This is a genomic window from Actinomadura sp. KC216 (assembly GCF_004348535.1).
Taxonomy (GTDB): Bacteria; Actinomycetota; Actinomycetes; order Streptosporangiales; family Streptosporangiaceae; genus Spirillospora.
In genome coordinates, this window is record NZ_SMJX01000064.1 from 17,797 (window position 1) to 33,975 (window position 16,179).

15 protein-coding genes are annotated in these 16,179 nt (G+C 71.0%); 6 read left to right on the forward strand and 9 right to left on the reverse strand.

Annotated elements, in window-relative coordinates:
• Positions 1-2 precede the first annotated feature (2 nt).
• Positions 3-581 (forward strand): hypothetical protein, encoded by a 579-nt coding sequence (locus E1264_RS14000; protein ID WP_132173405.1) that lies wholly within the window; start codon positions 3-5, stop codon positions 579-581.
• An 8-nt stretch (positions 582-589) separates the two neighbouring features.
• Here E1264_RS14000 and E1264_RS14005 read toward each other — a convergent pair whose 3' ends face one another.
• From E1264_RS14005 to E1264_RS14020, 4 genes are all read right to left on the reverse strand, one after another.
• A complete protein-coding gene (locus E1264_RS14005) occupies positions 590-1,216 on the reverse strand; it encodes a hypothetical protein (RefSeq protein WP_132173407.1) in 627 nt (208 codons plus the stop codon).
• On the reverse strand, positions 1,213-1,902 hold the full coding sequence (locus tag E1264_RS14010) for a putative 2OG-Fe(II) oxygenase (protein WP_132173409.1): 690 nt from the start codon (positions 1,900-1,902) through the stop codon (positions 1,213-1,215). Before E1264_RS14010 ends, E1264_RS14005 begins: the two co-directional genes overlap by 4 nt.
• Before the next feature lie 155 nt (positions 1,903-2,057).
• Positions 2,058-2,555 carry a bacterioferritin gene (bfr, locus tag E1264_RS14015; RefSeq protein ID WP_132173411.1) on the reverse strand — a complete coding sequence of 166 codons (498 nt, stop codon included), beginning with the start codon at positions 2,553-2,555 and terminating at the stop codon, positions 2,058-2,060.
• A 473-nt stretch (positions 2,556-3,028) separates the two neighbouring features.
• Positions 3,029-4,159, reverse strand: a complete 1,131-nt coding sequence (locus E1264_RS14020) for an RDD family protein (RefSeq protein ID WP_132173413.1) — start codon at positions 4,157-4,159, stop codon at positions 3,029-3,031.
• Between the two features lie 74 nt (positions 4,160-4,233).
• Here E1264_RS14020 and E1264_RS14025 point away from each other — a divergent pair, with 74 nt between their 5' ends.
• Positions 4,234-5,229 (forward strand): stage II sporulation protein M, encoded by a 996-nt coding sequence (locus E1264_RS14025; protein WP_132173415.1) that lies wholly within the window; start codon positions 4,234-4,236, stop codon positions 5,227-5,229.
• On the opposite strand, the gene E1264_RS14030 is transcribed toward E1264_RS14025, so the two are convergent.
• From E1264_RS14030 to E1264_RS14050, 5 genes are read right to left on the reverse strand one after another with little or no spacing between them, the layout of a single operon-like run.
• Positions 5,226-6,518, reverse strand: a complete 1,293-nt coding sequence (locus E1264_RS14030; RefSeq protein WP_132173417.1) for a DUF58 domain-containing protein — start codon at positions 6,516-6,518, stop codon at positions 5,226-5,228. The two genes, E1264_RS14025 and E1264_RS14030, sit on opposite strands and share 4 nt — an antisense overlap.
• On the reverse strand, positions 6,518-7,510 hold the full coding sequence (locus tag E1264_RS14035) for a MoxR family ATPase (protein WP_243710930.1): 993 nt from the start codon (positions 7,508-7,510) through the stop codon (positions 6,518-6,520). Before E1264_RS14035 ends, E1264_RS14030 begins: the two co-directional genes overlap by 1 nt.
• 44 nt (positions 7,511-7,554) lie before the next feature.
• Positions 7,555-8,787, reverse strand: a complete 1,233-nt coding sequence (locus E1264_RS14040) for a DUF4350 domain-containing protein (RefSeq protein WP_132173421.1) — start codon at positions 8,785-8,787, stop codon at positions 7,555-7,557.
• Positions 8,781-9,488 carry a DUF4129 domain-containing protein gene (locus E1264_RS14045; RefSeq protein ID WP_132173423.1) on the reverse strand — a complete coding sequence of 236 codons (708 nt, stop codon included), beginning with the start codon at positions 9,486-9,488 and terminating at the stop codon, positions 8,781-8,783. Before E1264_RS14045 ends, E1264_RS14040 begins: the two co-directional genes overlap by 7 nt.
• A complete protein-coding gene (locus E1264_RS14050) occupies positions 9,485-10,597 on the reverse strand; it encodes a hypothetical protein (RefSeq protein ID WP_132173425.1) in 1,113 nt (370 codons plus the stop codon). The genes E1264_RS14045 and E1264_RS14050 overlap by 4 nt, the downstream gene beginning before the upstream one ends.
• A 474-nt stretch (positions 10,598-11,071) precedes the next feature.
• On the opposite strand from E1264_RS14050, the gene mtrA reads away from it, so the two are divergent.
• The 4 genes from mtrA (at position 11,072) to E1264_RS14070 (ending at position 15,949) form a co-directional block, all read left to right on the forward strand.
• Positions 11,072-11,749 carry an MtrAB system response regulator MtrA gene (gene mtrA / locus E1264_RS14055; RefSeq protein WP_021598338.1) on the forward strand — a complete coding sequence of 226 codons (678 nt, stop codon included), beginning with the start codon at positions 11,072-11,074 and terminating at the stop codon, positions 11,747-11,749.
• Positions 11,750-11,781: 32 nt separating this feature from the next.
• On the forward strand, positions 11,782-13,407 hold the full coding sequence (gene mtrB / locus E1264_RS14060; RefSeq protein ID WP_243710928.1) for an MtrAB system histidine kinase MtrB: 1,626 nt from the start codon (positions 11,782-11,784) through the stop codon (positions 13,405-13,407).
• Entirely contained in the window at positions 13,404-15,209 is a 1,806-nt protein-coding gene (locus E1264_RS14065; RefSeq protein ID WP_243710929.1) for an LpqB family beta-propeller domain-containing protein, read from the forward strand. The genes mtrB and E1264_RS14065 overlap by 4 nt, the downstream gene beginning before the upstream one ends.
• A 77-nt stretch (positions 15,210-15,286) precedes the next feature.
• Positions 15,287-15,949, forward strand: a complete 663-nt coding sequence (locus E1264_RS14070; RefSeq protein ID WP_132173429.1) for a phosphoribosyltransferase family protein — start codon at positions 15,287-15,289, stop codon at positions 15,947-15,949.
• Positions 15,950-16,179 lie beyond the last annotated feature (230 nt).

Below are 16,179 nucleotides of genomic sequence, written 5' to 3' on the forward strand. Positions count from 1 at the left end.
CCGTGCCGTCCGGGACGTATCTGCACACGGGCGAGGGCCTGGAGGAGCGCTTCCAGTGCGCGCCGGGCCCTGGGGGCTGGCGCTACACGTCCCAGCGGCCGGACGGCGTCCGTACGGATCTGGTCGTGGACGCACGGTGGCGCCAGATCCGCGTCGAACTCGTCACCTCAACGTGGTGGGTGCGGGGCGGTGTCACCGGCCCCGAGGTCGCGTGGGTGCGCGCGGCGGGAGAGACGGGCACCGAACACGCCGAACGGGCGTCCGGCTTCATAGCCGAGTCGCCCGGTTTCCTCGTCGCGGTCGCCCGCTCGTTGGAATTGGACGAGACGGCGCAGGCCGACGTCCGTCTCGTCCAGTTGAGCGGTACGTCCCTCTCGCCGCTCACGACCCTCTGGCGCTGGCGGCGAGCGGGAACGTCCGTCTACGAAACCGAAACGGAACCGCTGCCGGTCTCGCAGTACGAGGTCACGGATCTCTCTACAGGGGAGGTGGAAACCGTCCACCTGGCGGGCGACGTCGTTCTCGCCGCCCCTGGGGTCGAGCTAACCGACCTGGAGTCGCCGCCCAACCTGTTGGGCTAGCCGGGCCGTCACCGGAGGGTCGAGGCAAAGGCCACAAGGACGTGCTGGCCGCGTTCCAGAGGGACGATCGAGGACGCGACCCAGCCGGGCACGGCGACATGGGCGCCGGGCGTGGGACGGACCACGAGGTGGCGTCCCCACGGCTGTCCCGGCATGGCTGCGCGTGGGAAACCGGTCCGGGGGTCTGCCAGGGCGATGGCGCCCGAACCGGTGGGTGCGTGGGCGGGGCCGGCGTCCAGCACCCACCAGGCGACGAGGTCGGCGGCGTGCCTGGCGGCCGGGCGGTCGTAGCCGTGCCGCCAGACCTGCACGTCGATCGCGACGCCGCCGAGAGGGGGAGCGAGGCCGGGGCCGTGGGCGTCCGCGAGCGCGTCGAACGAGCGGTGGAAACACGCGGCCAGCGCCTCCAGGTCGGTGATGATCTCGCCGGGCGGCAGGGCCTCCAGCGCGGGCCCTTCGGGCCCGATCTCGGCGGCGGACGGGGACAGCAGCCCCGCCGGGTCGAGCGTCGCGAAGGCGACGGGCGTCCCCCAGTGCTGCCGGACCGGCGACCCGGCGGTGCCGCAGCCGCGCCGGGCATGGCCGGACGACGGGACCGGCGAGGGGACGGGGAGCGGGGTGGTGGTGATCGTCATGAGACTCGGCTCCAGCGTTCGTGGTAGGCGATGTTCCAGGCGATCGCGATCCGCAGCCGGGAGTCGGCGGCGGTCGCCCTCATCCAGTGGGCCTGCCAGCCAGGGAAGGCGATCATCCGGCCGGGGACCGGGATGTGGCCGACGGGTCCGGGAGAGGAGGTCCGCTGCACGGCGGCAGGACGCGGATCGAGCAGCCGCAGGTATCCGGCGTCGCTGTCGCCGCTCGGGTCCGCGTCGACGGACAGGAGGCCCGACCAGGCCGAGTCGTGGCGGGTGTGCGGGCGCAGCGGGTCACCGGGGCGGCAGACCAGCGCCCACGCCTCGATGCTGACGTCGTCATCGCGGATCTCGTCGGCCGCCTCGCCCAGCACCGCGCGGGCCAGCGCGTCGCCCGCGATGCCGATCTGGCGCCGCAGCCAGTCGATCGAGGGGTGCCGCCAGGTCAGCATGGTCTGGGACGACGCGATCGGGCGGGCGCGGCCCGCGGCGGCGGCCTGCCGGTCGGCGTCCTCCGCCTCAAGGACGAGCTCCTTCAGGTGCGGGAGATGCTCGGCGGCGCCGGTGCAGTCGGCCTGGTAGACGGGCGTCCGCCACATCTGCAGGACGAGCCGTTCCGCGAGGTCGGCGCTGCCCGTGCCGACGTCGGTGTCGATGAGCGTGTCCTCGGCATTTCTGGTCTCGGTCACGGTCGTGCTCCTTGGTTGGTCCGGTCGGGCGGTGTAGGGCGCGCACCGGGCCGCCGGGGTCGTCCGATCCAGCTGGAAGCGACCCTCGGCGCCCGGTACGCGCGTGGGGTGGTCATGGCGAATGTTGGCTCGGGCGGGTTGGCGGGTCAGGGGGGTCAGACGGGTTCGGTGAAGTCCTCACCAGGCGCGTCGGTGAGACGCTGCAGGTAGTTCTGCTCACCGAGGGAGTCGAGGAGGCCCAGCTCGGTCTCCAGGTAGTCGATGTGCTCTTCCTCGTCGGCGAGGATCTCCTCGAAGATCCGGGCGGACGTGATGTCACCGCGCTCGCGCATCAGCGCGATGGCGGGACGCACCCGGCCCACGACCTCCATCTCCAGGGCGAGGTCCGCCCTGAGCTGCGCGGGGACGTTCTGCCCGATGCGCAGCGGGTTGAGCTCCTGGTAGTTCGGGGTTCCCTCCAGGAAAAGGATCCGTTCGGTGAGCCGCGACGCGTGCTCGCGCTCTTCGTGGGCTTCCTCGCGTGACTTCTTGGCGAGCCGTACGTAGCCCCAGTCCTGCTGCATCTTCGCATGCAGGAAGAACTGGTTGACCGCCGTGAGTTCCGAGGTGAGCTGCTCGTTGAGCAGCCCGATGATCTCTCTGTCACCTTCCATGGCGTTTACGCTGACATGGCCGCCGGACCCCTGCCAGCGTAGAAAATTCGACTTTAATTTCCTTCTGGCAGCGAATTCATTGCGCCACCTGCGAAGATCGGCTTGCGCGCTCCTGGGCGGAGATCCAGGAGGTCAGCGCTGCCGAGACTCTCGGCGGGAACGGCGGGTGGCCGATATCGGACTGAGGGGACGGATCAGTCCGCAGGTCATTGCGCCTGCCGTACGGTATTCGTTGACCGCCCGGCGGTGGCGCCTTCAGCAGTGTGAAAATCATGCCTTTAATAGAACGGCGGCCAAGCCATTCTAAGGATTGCCTATCCTAAATTAGGATAGCCTTCCCTAAGCATTTGAGAATTGCCGAGGAAAGGGAATGCGGTGTGACCGCCGGATTCTTCGGCGACCTTTGATGGCCATGCTTCGGCCGTAGCCGTTCCCGGGTCCGCAGCGGACCCGGCAACGGAGAGGCGGCCCGGTCAGCGTCCGGGCGGATACAAGCCGTGTGGCGGAGGCCCGGCCGGCCCGTGCGGCGGAGGCCCGGCGTGCCGGTGCGGCGGCGCGGCCTCAGGAGGCGGATACGGGCCGCCCGGCCCCGGTCCGGCGGCCGGGTAGCCCCCCGGCGGATACGGGCCCTGAGCGGGCGGACGAGGGGCGTTCAGGACGTTCTGGTACGGCCCCGCGCCGTAGTTGGGCGGCGGAAGGAACTGCGGCTGCCCCGCCCCGGGGGCGCTGAACGGCGGCGGCGCAGGAGGGCCCTGCCGGGGCGGGCCGGGCGGCGGGCCCCCGGCCATCGCCATGGCCGGAGCGGGCTGCGGTGCCCAGGCCGTCCAGCCGAGGCGCTGCATGCGGCGGGCGCGGCGCTGCGCGAGCCGCTGCTCCTCGCGGTGGCGGCGCTCGGCGAGGACGGCCGACAGCAGGATCTCCGGCCGGACGCCGGGCGGCGGGGGCGGGCTCACCACCGCGACGACCTCCGACGCGATGCGCTGCCCCAGCGAGTCGCGGACCTCCGGCAGCAGCTCCCAGAAGCGCGACAGGTACTGCCGGGCCGTCATCGCCAGCTCGTCCGACAGCTGCGACAGCTCCAGGGAGCGGCCCCACCAGGCGAGCTGCGGCGGCATCACGGCGACGGGACCGAAGAACGCCGACGTCGGCACCCGCTCCTGGATGACGATCGTCCCGGCGAACAGGTCGCCCAGCCGCTTGCCCCGCCGGTTGCAGAACGAGGTGATGAGCGCGGGCGAGCCGTAGAACGTCCAGAACTCGATGAAGCCCGCCAGCGCGCGCACGAGGGCCTGCCGGAAGCGGATCGGCCCGCCGTCGTCGGCGACGACGCGCAGGCCCACGGCCATCTTGCCCAGCGTCCGCCCGCGCGACAGCGTCTCGGACGCGCACGGATACCCGACGAGGATGGCCACGACCGCGAGGAGCGTCAGCCCGATCGTCCACGCCTCGTCCGCGACGAGCGACGTCATCGCGGTGAAGTAGATGGCGATGTTCAGCAGCACCATCTGGAAGATCAGGTCGAGCAGTATGGCGCAGCCACGGCTGGCCAGGCGCGCGACCCTGATGTCGAGCGCGACGGCCTCGCCGGTGACGAGTTCGGCCATGTCCTGATCCTCCAATGGGCTGGGGTCCGGTCCATTTTGCCGGTTGGACGGAGCGAGGCGTTAGTCTCCCTCGGGTGGACGTCGACGCCTATGTGGCCGCGCACAACGCCGACTGGCAGCGCCTGGAGTGGCTCATCAACCGCGGCCGCAGGCTGACCGGCGCAGAAGCCGACGAACTGGTCGAGCTCTACCAGCGGACCGCTACGCACCTGTCGGTCGTCCGTTCAAGCTCCCCCGATCCTCAGCTCGTAGGCCGGTTGTCGTCCCTCGTGGCCCGAGCCAGGGCCGCCGTGGCCGGTGCCCAAGCCCCGCTCTGGCGGGACGTTACCCGCTTTGCGACGGTGTCGTTCCCGGCTGCCGCGTACAGGATGAAGTGGTGGTGGCTCGGCAACGCCTTCCTGGGCAACCTGCTCGCCCTGGCTCTGGCGATCTGGGTCGTGCACAGCCCGGACGTACAGGCGAGCATCGCACCGCCGGACGAGATCCGTGAACTCGTCGAGCACGACTTCGCGAACTACTACACCGAGCATTCGGCGTCGTCGTTCGCGTTCCAGGTATGGGTCAACAACGCGTGGGTCTCGGCGGTCGCGCTGATATTCGGCATCATGCTCGGCATCCCCACCGTGTACGTCCTGCTGCTGAACCAGATCAACCTCGGCCTGACCGGCGGGCTGATGTTCGCCTACGGCAAGGGCGACGTGTTCTTCGGGCTGATCCTCCCGCACGGCCTCCTGGAACTCACCGCCGTCTACCTGGCCTGCGCCGGCGGCCTCAAACTCGGCTGGACGGTCATCGACCCGGGCCGCCGCCGCCGCGGCCAGGCCCTCGCCGAGGAGGGCCGCGCCGCCGTCAGCATCGCGATCGGCCTGATCGCCGTCCTGCTCGTGTCCGGCCTCATCGAGGGCTTCGTCACCGGCTGGGTGCACACCACCTGGCTGCGCATCTCCATCGGCGTCGTCGCCGAGGTCGCCTTCCTCGCCTACGTGATCGTCCTGGGCCGCCGCGCCACCCGCCAAGGCGAAACCGGCGACGCCGACCTCCGCCCCGACATGGCCCCCGTCTCCGGCTAGAGGCGGCCGGCCGCCTTCAGGGCCAGGTAGGCGTCGGCTAGGGCCGGGGCTATTTCCTCGGGGGGTGCGTCCACGACCTCTACGCCGTGGCCGCGTAGTTCTGCGGTGAGGCGGCGGCGTTCGGCGCGCGCGCGTTCTGCGGCCGCGGCGTCGTAGACGGAGGCGAGGTCGCCTCGGGCGGCGGCCATCTCGCCGATCCGCGGGTCGGACACCGCGGCGATCATGACGAGGTGGCGGGCGGTGAGCTGCGGCAGCAGGGGCAGCAGGCCCTCCTCGATCGCGGCCGTGTTCAGCTCGGTGAGCAGCACGACGAGGCACCGCTGCCGGACGCGGGCCATCAGTGTCGACACCATCCCGGCGGCGTCGCACTCGATGAGCTCCGGCTCCAGCGGCGCCAGGGCGTGCACCATCGCGGGCAGCAGGTCCGTCCTGGACGCGCCTTCGACGCGGGTACGGACGCGCCGGTCGTAGGCGAGCAGGTCGACGCGGTCGCCCGCGCGGGACGCCAGGGCGCCGAGGAGCATCGCCGCGTCCATCGAGCAGTCGAGCCTGGGGATGTCGCCGACGCGGCCCGCGGACGTGCGGCCGGTGTCGAGCACGAGGTAGATCCGCCGGTCGCGTTCGGGACGCCAGGTGCGGACGACGATGTCGTTGCGGCGTGCGGTGGCGCGCCAGTCGATGGAGCGGACGTCGTCGCCGTCCACGTACTCGCGCAGAGAGTCGAACTCTGTGCCCTGCCCACGGATCAGAGCGACATGCGCTCCGGTGAGTTCGCGCAGGCGCGCCAGCTTGGCCGGGAGGTGGCGGCGGGACGGAAACGCCGGTAGGGCACGGACCGTCCAGGGGGCGGCGCGTGAAAGCTGCCGTGCGGCCAGGCCGAGCGGTCCGACAGAGCGGACGACGACGGTGACGGCCTTCCGGTCGCCGCGCCGTGTAGGCGTGAGCGTCATCTCGACGCGTCGCCGTTCACCCGCGGGGACGTCCACCTTGACGCTGCGGGGTGTTGCTCCGGCGCTGGGGGGCCACACGTCGCGGAGACGGGCCTTGAGGCGTCGGCGTCCGAGGTTCTCCACGATCAGCGTCACCTGGGCCGTCCCGCCGAGGCGGACGTTGGTGTCGCCGGAGCGGTGGAAGCGCAGCGCGCGCACGTTCCCGGCCAGGGCCAGATCGGTGAGGACGCCGAGCAGCAGGACGCCCCAGACGATGAGCAGCGTCCACCAGCTCGGCGCGAACAGCGGGATCGCCGCGCTGAACAGCGCCAGGAGGCCGAGGCGTCCGGTCAGCGCCATCAGCGTGGGGCGGGGACGTGGGCGAGGATGCCCTCCAGCACGCCGTCGGCCGTCGCGCCTTCGAGCTCCGCCTCGGGACGGAGCTGGACGCGGTGCCGCAGCGTCGGCCGGGCCAGCGCCTTCACGTCGTCCGGCGTCACGTAGTCGCGGCCCGACAGCCACGCCCACGCGCGGGACGTCGCCAGCAGCGCCGTCGCACCACGCGGGGACACGCCGAGCTGGAGCGACGGTGACTGGCGGGTCGCCCTGCACAGGTCCACGACGTAGGCCGCGACCTTGGGGTCGAGGTGGACGGACCTGACGGCGGCCCGTCCAGCGGCGAGTTCGCTCGCGCCCGCGACCGCTTGGACCTCCGACAGGTCACGGGGGTCGAAGCCCGCCGCGTGCCGCTGGAGCATGGCGATTTCTTCGTCGCGCGTGGGCACGGGCACGGTCAGCTTGACCAGGAACCGGTCGAGCTGGGCCTCCGGCAGGGGGTAGGTGCCCTCGTACTCGATCGGGTTCTGCGTCGCGCACACCACGAACGGGTCGGGCAGAGGGCGCGCGGAGCCCTCCACGGAAACCTGCCGCTCCTCCATGGCCTCTAGGAGGGACGCCTGCGTCTTCGGCGGCGTCCGGTTTATCTCGTCGGCGAGCAGGAGGTTGGTGAAGACGGGACCTTCGCGGAACTCGAACTCCGCCGTCCGGTTGTCGTACACCAGCGATCCGGTCACGTCGCCCGGCATCAGGTCAGGGGTGAACTGGACGCGCTTGAAGTCCAGGTCGAGGGCGCGTGACAGCGTCTTGATGAGGAGCGTCTTCGCCGTACCTGGGACGCCTTCCAGCAGCACATGGCCGCGGCAGAGCAACGCTATGACCAGGCCGGTCACCACGGAGTCCTGACCGACGACGGTCTTGGCGACCTCGCCGCGCAGCGCCGTCAGCGCCGCGCGGGCGATCTCGGCCTGGCGCTGCGTCTCCGCGGACAGCCCCGGCGGAGTATCGCTCTCGATACCCGTGCCGGGCACGTCGTCCTTCCCGAGCTCTACTGGGCGGTTCAAGACTGCCGTACCTGCCTTTCCAGGTCGTCGAGGACGTCGCTGAGGGCGATGAGCCCCGCGTCGTCCAAGGGTTCAGGACCGTACAGGGCCGCGCCGACGTACGTCTCGTCGTACGTCGTGCGCCGGGCGACCGCCGAGACGATCTCTTGCATGGCGGAGGGGTCCTGCGCGCGGCTGCGGGGGAGGCCGAGCAGCGGGACGAGACGTTCGCGGGCCCCCGACCGCAGCGCGTCGGACGCGCGGTCACGGGCGTGCCCGGCACGGTACAGGCGGGCGCGTCCTTCGACCGTCTCCGCAGAGCGGACGACGACCGGCAGCGCCTCCGCGACGACCGGGCCCAGGCGGCGGGATCGCCACAGCGCGACCAGGACCACCGCGACCAGAAGTTCGAGGAAGAACAGCTTGACGCCGAATGGCAGCAGGTCGGTGAGCGACTGCTGCCCCGCCCCAGAGCCGGACTCTGGTAGGTCAGGGACGAGCCACACGACGGAGGAGCCCGTGGCCGCGCCCGCCAGGTTCATGCCCAGCGCCGCGTTGCCCTCTTCGGTGAGACGGCGGTTCGTCAGCGGGGAGGCCGAACCGAGCACGGTGATGGTGTGCGAGCCGTTCTGCACCTGGACGATGCGTGGACTGCCGTACTCGGTCTTGTAGCACTGGGTGGCCGAGCCGCCCCTGACCTCGTACGTCTCCGACTCGTGGAACGCGACCGCTCCCGCGAGGGTCGCCGCCTGGAGGGAACAGCCCGGCTCGTCGGCGTCCTCGAACGTCGCGCCGTCCTTGCGGACGTTCGGGGCGAGGTCGGCCAGGGCGAACGACGTGGGCCGGACGAGCAGCAGGTCGATCTGCGCGTTGCTCAGCAGGATCAGGTCCTCGTTGGTGAGCCGCTCGGTGCGGGTCACCACCATGACCGTCCCGGGACCGGCCGCCTTGACGGCGTCGTCCGCGTGCCTGGCCACGGTCACCTGCGCCCCGTTCTGCCGGAGGATCTCCGCCAGGGCGCGGCTGCCGTCCTGCTTGGGCGACTCGGGGTCGAGCGCCTGCGCCGACGTCGAGGGGCGCAGCGCGGCCAGGACGATCGCGATCACGATCATGGCGAGGATCACCGCGACGACGCCGCGGGCCGACCGCCAGCGGCGCCCCGCGACCTGCCGCGCGGACGGCTCCGCACCCTGCCCGGTGGCCCCCGCCCCGGCGCCCTGCCCGCTCTGCGGGGGCGTCTGCGTCACCATCGCGGGCCTCCGTCCTCACCGGCACCGGCCGGCGTCAGGTCGTCGGCCTCCAGCGGTTTCGGCTTCGCCGCCCGCAGCTTCTCATCCACGCCCTTGACTTGCGCGTACCCCTCGGCGGTGCCCGGACGGTCGCCGTACCAGACGTCGTCGAAGATCCGCACGGCCACGCGCAGGTCCTCGGCGAGCTCCGGCACGGCCTCGCCCGTCTCCTGCGCCAGCTCGTCTGCGGTACGTCCAGGGCGCGGGGCCAGCACGGCCCGTTCCTCCAGGTCGCGGGCGATGGCACGGAGCCGTTCGCGGATGGCTTCCGCCCACTGCCCGGCCGCCGCGTGACGTTCTGCAGCGTCCCTATGGTCGAGTGCGGTGGACGTCTCGTCCTCCAGCAATGGCTCGTTCCTGGAACGCAGGTTGCGGCGGCCCCGCATCAGCCACGCGACCAGCGCCGCCGCGATGAGCACGACGACGATGATGACGACGATCGACGCCCAGCCGCTGCCGCTCCCCTGGGATTCCGGTGCGGGGGACCCGCTGAGCAGGTCCTGCAGCCATTCGGAGAAGTCGTCCCAGGTGCGTTCCAGCCAGGACGGCTTGTCACGCTGGTAGACCTGCTTCTCCAGTTCGCGGCGGGCCATCTCGCGTGCCTCGTCCCTACCGACAGGGTCGAGAGCAGCGGAATCGAGCAGCATTCGCATGCGCATCATGGGTTCGCTCCCGTTCCCGGACGAGCTCCGCTCGACGGGACGGTTCGCCACAGGTCGATGAACCCTTCCTCCTGATCGCCCTGGTCGGTTTCGGGGCCGTTGCCGACGCCGTTGTCCGGGGTGGCCGGGACGGGGTCGGCGGTGGCGGAGATGGCGGTGGCGGAGCGTCCGCGCATGCGCAGGTCAAGGTCGAAGCCTTCGCGGCGCATCCGCCGGTCCATGTAGAGCAAGGCGATGACACCGGCGTCGAACGGCAGCACGACAGACCAGCTCACGATCCGGCCGAGCGTGTCCACGGCGAGCGCCGCCATCGTCGAATCGCTGCCAGAAGAGTCGCCGAAGAAAATCAGCTGCACGAACAGGAACGGGATGCGCAGCGCGAAAAAGCCCATGAACACCGTCACGAGCAGCGCCAGCAGAAGCGTCCCGAACGTCCGGAACCAGCGGCCCTTGGACAGGGTCACCGCCCTGCGAAGCGCACCCACCACCGTCTGCCGTTCCAAGACGACCGCGGGAACACCCAAGACGAACAGCAGATAGAGCCACACCATCAGCCCAATGCCGATGGGGAAGCCCAGGATCCCGGCGAGCACGATCAGCCCCGGATGCGCCTCGGCGGCGACCAGCAGGGCGAACGGCAGGATCGGCACGACGAGCGCGATGAGCGAGATCCCCATGACGGCCGCGGCGGTCGCGGCCAACCGGCCCAGGCGCGGCCTGGCGTCCCGCCACGCCTGCCGGGGCGCGATCGGCATGCCCACCAGCTCCCGGCCGAGGATCGGAGCGAGCAGCCCGGACAGCAGCAGGATCCCGTACGCCGACAGCACGAGGCCCATCACGCTCAGCGTGAGCTGCGCCCCGAGCGACTCCATCAGCACGTCAGGCGTGACCTCGCCGCGGGCCTCGTCGCCGATGAAGAAGTACGCGGCGACCGAGCTCGCCACCTGGATCACCGTGCTGAACCCCACGGACAGGCCCAGGGACGTGCGCGGACGCCGCCTGATCCCGGCGATGGCGCCGTCCAGCATCTCCGAGATGGACATGGGACGGAACGGGACGCCCTGCGCGTCGACGTCCGCGTCGTCGTCCCAGCCGTCCGGTCCCGGCATCTCGTGGCTCCCTGCGATCTCTGGCCGATCTTTCTGAGGGGCTTTCCGGCGCCCCCGCCCGGCTTGCCCGGCGCGCCCGCCGGGTCTCTCCCGACCCCGCGACGTCCACCGGTCAGGTCATCCTGTCACGGGCGAAGTGCCGCGATTGCCGCCGCCGCCCCGGCGGGTGGTGATCCGCGCGCTCCGGAGGCCGCCGCGCCGCCGGAATCTGCCGATCCCGGTCAACCTCGCGCGCGTTTCGGGAGTCACCTCTACAATTCCGAGCCGCACACCGGATCCCGGGAGAGCCATGTACCACGCAAACGCGGGTAACCTTGCACGCCAAGGCATATCTCTCCCTGGCGAGGTGGGGCCGGAGCATAGCGCCGCGGAGAACTTTTCACCCGACGACACGCATGAGCCGGTATCCGCCGGTCCCGGCGAGGATGAGAAGCGCTCACTCCACCGAACCCCGACTTTGTGACGATGAGGGCCATGAGAGGACGTGTACTGGTCGTCGACGACGATCTCGCGCTCGCCGAGATGCTGGGCATCGTGCTGAGGGGCGAGGGCTTCGAGCCGTCGTTCGTCCACGACGGCGACAAGGCGCTCGAGGCGTTCCGGGAGACCCGGCCGGACCTCGTGCTGCTCGATCTGATGCTGCCCGGGGCGGACGGCATCGACGTGTGCCGCCAGATCCGTGCCGAGTCCGGCGTGCCGATCGTCATGCTGACGGCCAAGAGCGACACCGTCGACGTCGTCCTCGGCCTGGAGTCCGGCGCCGACGACTACATCGTCAAGCCGTTCAAGCCGAAGGAGCTGGTGGCGCGCGTCCGTGCCCGCCTGCGGCGCACCGACGAACCCGCGCCGGAGACCCTGCAGATCGGCGACATCACCATCGACGTGGCCGGCCACTCGGTCAAGCGCGGCGACAGGCACATCCCGCTGACGCCGCTGGAGTTCGACCTTCTGGTGGCGCTCGCCCGCAAGCCCCGCCAGGTGTTCACCCGCGAGGTCCTGCTGGAGCAGGTCTGGGGATACCGCCACGCCGCCGACACGCGCCTGGTGAACGTCCACGTGCAGCGCCTCAGGGCCAAAATCGAGAAGGATCCGGAACGTCCCGAGATCGTCGTCACCGTGCGCGGTGTCGGCTACAAGGCCGGGCCCGCCTGACCTGGCGGCGTCCCGGTGTGATGAGAGCCGATATGAAGAGGGCGCTGCGGCCCGCCCGGCGCGGTCTGCGTGCGGTCCAGCGCGTCCTGCGCACCGCCGCCCGGACGGGGTACACGCGGTGGCGCCGTTCGATCCAGGTACGCATCGTCACCTCGACCCTGTTCATTTCTGCGATCGTCGTGGCGATCCTGGGCGCGTTCCTGATGCAGCAGGTGTCGTCGGCGCTCATGGACGGGAAGGTCAAGGCGGCACGCCTCCAGTTGGACGACGGCCTGGCGCAGGTACAGCGCGACTTGGGGAACTCGCCCGGGGACGGCAGCAGGCTCAATTCGACCATCGAACGGTTGAAGTCCCGTAGCGGCCCGTCCGGACTGTACGAGGTCTACATCCGCGACACCACAGAGCAGTACTTCGACGGCTACACGACCAACGAGCTGCGGCAGGAGAGCGTCCCGCGGCGGCTGCGGGAGGAACTGAAGAACGCGCCCGCGGGTGCACGCGCCTACACCTACGGCAAGCTCTCCTATGTCGATAACCGTCCGTCTGAGAGCGGCCTCATCGTCGGCGGCAAGACCGGCCAGTTCGAGCTGTACTACCTGTTCCGGCTTGAGGAGGAGCAGCGGACCCTGACCAATGTGGGGCGCTCCATGGCCGGGGTGGGCATCGTCCTGGTGCTGCTGCTGGCCGCGATCGCCTCGCTGGTCACGCGGCAGGTCGTCATTCCGGTGCGGCTGGCCGCCCAGGGTGCGCAGCGGCTCGCCGCCGGACGGCTCGAAGAGCGCATGAGGGTCCGCGGTGAGGACGACCTGGCGCGCCTCGCCCGCTCGTTCAACGAGATGGCCGCGAACCTTCAGGAGAAGATCGGCGAACTGGAAGACCTGTCGCAGGTGCAACGCCAGTTCGTCTCCGACGTCTCCCACGAGCTGCGCACGCCCCTGACCACCATCAGGATCGCCGCGGACATGCTCTACGAGAACCGCGACACCTTCGACGACCCCGCAGTAGGACGCTCAGCGGAGCTGTTGCAGAGCCAGCTTGAGCGGTTCGAGTCGCTCCTGGCCGACCTGCTGGAGATCAGCAGGCACGACGCAGGCGCGGCCACACTGGACGTCGAGTCCCTGGACATGCGCGACCTCGTCCTGCGCGTCGTGGGCGACATCCAGGGCCTGTCCGAGCGCAAGGGCAGCAAGGTCGTCCTGCAACTGCCCGGCGAGCCCTGCATGGCGGAGGTCGACCGCCGCCGGGTCGAACGCATCCTGCGCAACCTGCTCGTCAACGCCGTCGAGCATGGCGAGGGCGAGGACATCATCGTGTCCGTCGCCGCCGACCGGGACGCCGTCGCCGTCGCCGTCCGCGACCATGGCGTGGGGCTCAAGCCGGGGGAGGGCCAGATGGTCTTCGACCGGTTCTGGCGGGCCGACCCCGCCCGCGCCCGCACCACCGGCGGCACCGGCCTCGGCCTGTCGATCTCCCGCGAGGACGCGCAGCTGCACGGCGGGTGGCTGCAGGCGTGGGGAGAGCCCGGTGCGGGCTCCCAGTTCCGCCTCTCGCTGCCCCGCACGGCCGGGGCCGAGCTGAGGGGCTCCCCCCTCCCGCTCGTCCCTCCAGGAGCCGGTGACGCCCGCCCGCTGTTCGCCGAACTGGAGGCCGGGGAGTGACCCCCCGCGCCCCCGCCGGGCCGGGACGGGTGGTCTGCCGGGCGGCGGTCGCCGCCGCCCTCCTCCTCGGCGGGGCGGGGTGCGCGTCCGTGCCCAGCGGCGGCCAGGTCATCACCGGCAAACCCGCCGAACGGGCCGAACGCGTCGACGACCCCTATGTCCGGCTGATCCCGGTGAAGCCGCGTCCCGAGTGGGGGCCCGCCCAGATCGTGTCCGGGTTCCTCGCCGCCTCCGCGAGCTTTGACGACAACCACCAGGTCGCCCGGATGTATCTCGGCGGGCAGAGCTCCTGGAACCCGGGGTTCCGGCCGTCGGTGACCGTCCTGACCAGCCGCGTCACCGAGCCGCAGGTCGTCAAAGCGTCGGCGAACCAGGCGACGGTGAAGGTGGCAGGGGAAGAGCTCGGCACCATCTCCACTGACGGCCAGTACACCGCCTCCCCGAGGAGCCTGGAGGCCACCTTTCAGCTCGCCAAGACGCCGCAGGGCGTCTGGCGCATCACGAGCGTGCCCGGCGACGACAAGACCGGGCTGCTGCTCTCCAAGGACGACGTAGAGCGCGCCATGCGCACCGTCAACCTGTTCTTCTTCGCGCCCGACCACCAGACGCTCGTTCCCAACGGCATCTTCCTGCCCGTCGTGAACCGGCAGACGCTGCCGACGCAGCTCGTCCAGGCCCTACTGGACGGCCCGACGTCCTGGCTCAACGGCGCCGTCCACACCGCCTTCCCCGCCGGGACGAAGCTGCGGCACCGCGTCCAGGTCGACAAGGAGGTCGCCACGGTCGACCTCACCAAGGAAGCCCGCGCGGGCAGCGTCGACCAGATGTCGGCACAGCTCAGCTGGACGATGCGGCAGCTCTCGGAGATCAAGCGCTGGCGGCTGAGGATCGACGGCCAGACCGTCACCGCCGGGGGCATGGAATCCACCCAGCCCGTGCACGCCTGGGAGGCCAACTCCCCTGACGGCCAGGTTCCGCACGGGGAGTCCCACCAGAACGCCTACGTCGTCGGCCAGTCCGGCTTCCTCGGCACCCTGGAGAGCGACCGTGCCCAGCCCGTCGTGACCGGTGCCGCCGGACGCCTCTCCCGCCCCGCCGTGGCTCCCGACTACCGGGAGTTCGCCGGTCTTAGCCCTTCGGCAGACCAGGTTCTGGTGGGCGCACCCCTCACCGGCGCGCCGACCCCACGCGTGCTGCTCAACGCGCAGGAAGGGGGCCGTTTCACCGCCCCCACCTGGAGCCGCGACGGCACCCTGTGGGTCGTGGAAAGCAAGAAGGACGAGTCGTGGCTCTGGGTGCGCCGGCGTGGCAAGCCACCCGTCCGCGCCGCGCACTGGGGGCTCGGCGGCCGCGAGGTCCGCGCCTTCCGCGTCGCCCGCGACGGGGTCCGCGCCGCCGTCATCGCCCACATCGACGGCCGTCCCCAGGTGCAACTGGGCCGCATCGCCTACGCGCCCGGCGGGTCCCTGGACGTCGGCTCCTTCCTGCCCGTGAGTTCCGAGCTCCAGGACGCCGTCGACCTCGCCTGGCGCGACTACAACACCTTCGCCGTCCTCGGACGTGCCAAGCGCGACTCGCAGACCCTCCCGTTCCTGATGCCGATCAGCGGCAGCGCCATCACGTCCCTCGGCGTCGGCTCCCTCGGCGAGCCCCGGACGATCGCCGCCGCCCCCGGCGCCCCGATCCTGATCGGCACCCGCTCGTCCGGGAAGGACCAGGTCTGCCGCCAGCGCGCCCCGAGCAACTCCTACAGCCCGTGGATCTGCCCCACCCCGGCCAAGGACCCCAACTACCCGGGCTGACGCGCTCGCGTTCGAGGGTTATCCACAGGTGCCGAAGTCCGGGACGAGCGCGCCGCGAGGCGGGCATCGTCGAGCGCATGAACCTTTTCGCTGACCTGATCGACCTCCTGCTTCCCGAACGCTGCGCCGGATGCGGTGGGGAGCCCGTCCTGCTCTGCGACGCCTGCGCGGTCCCCCTCCAGGGCCCCGCCAGACCCGCGGAAACGGCTCCGTACGGCGTCCCGCGCCCATGGACGGTCGCCGCCTACGATGGCCCCTTACGGACGATCCTGTCCGCCTACAAGGAACGCGGCCGGACGGCTCTGGCCGTCCCGCTGGGCGAGGCCCTGGCAACGGCCGTCCAGGCCACCCTGACGGGGCCGGATCCGCCGCGAACAGTGGTGTGGGTGCCCTCCAGGCGCGGGTCGGTCAAGCGCCGGGGACACGACCCTCTGCGCGGAACAGTCGCCGTCGCCCTGCACCGCTTGCGCGTCAACGGCCTACCGGTAACCGGCCTGGACGCCCTCAGACAGCGAAGACGGGTGGGTGACCAGGCAGGTCTGACGGCCGCGCAACGCCTCACCAACCTCGACGGTGCCCTCGAAGCGGCACGATCCGACCTGGCCGGTCGCCAGGTGATCCTGGTGGACGACGTCGTCACCACCGGAGCCTCCTTGGCCGAGGCGGCCCGCGCCCTACGCGCCGCGGGCGCCGACCCCGCGGCCACCGCCACCATCGCCGCAACCCCCCGCCGCCGCTAACGCATAGGGGTTGGGAACTTTCTTCGGCTCCAGCGGGGTGGTAGATCGTCACCATATGTAGTCGAGCTGTGTAGTGAGGGTGGGAGGTGATTCAGGTCGCTTCCTGAGATGTGGGGGTAGAGATTTCCAAAACTCACCGGCAGGCCAGTCTCGGCTGACCTGCGTGAGCACGAGGAGCGCAACCGGCGTGCGCGCCGGGGCTCGGGGCATGTGCTGGGGCGTTCCTGAGG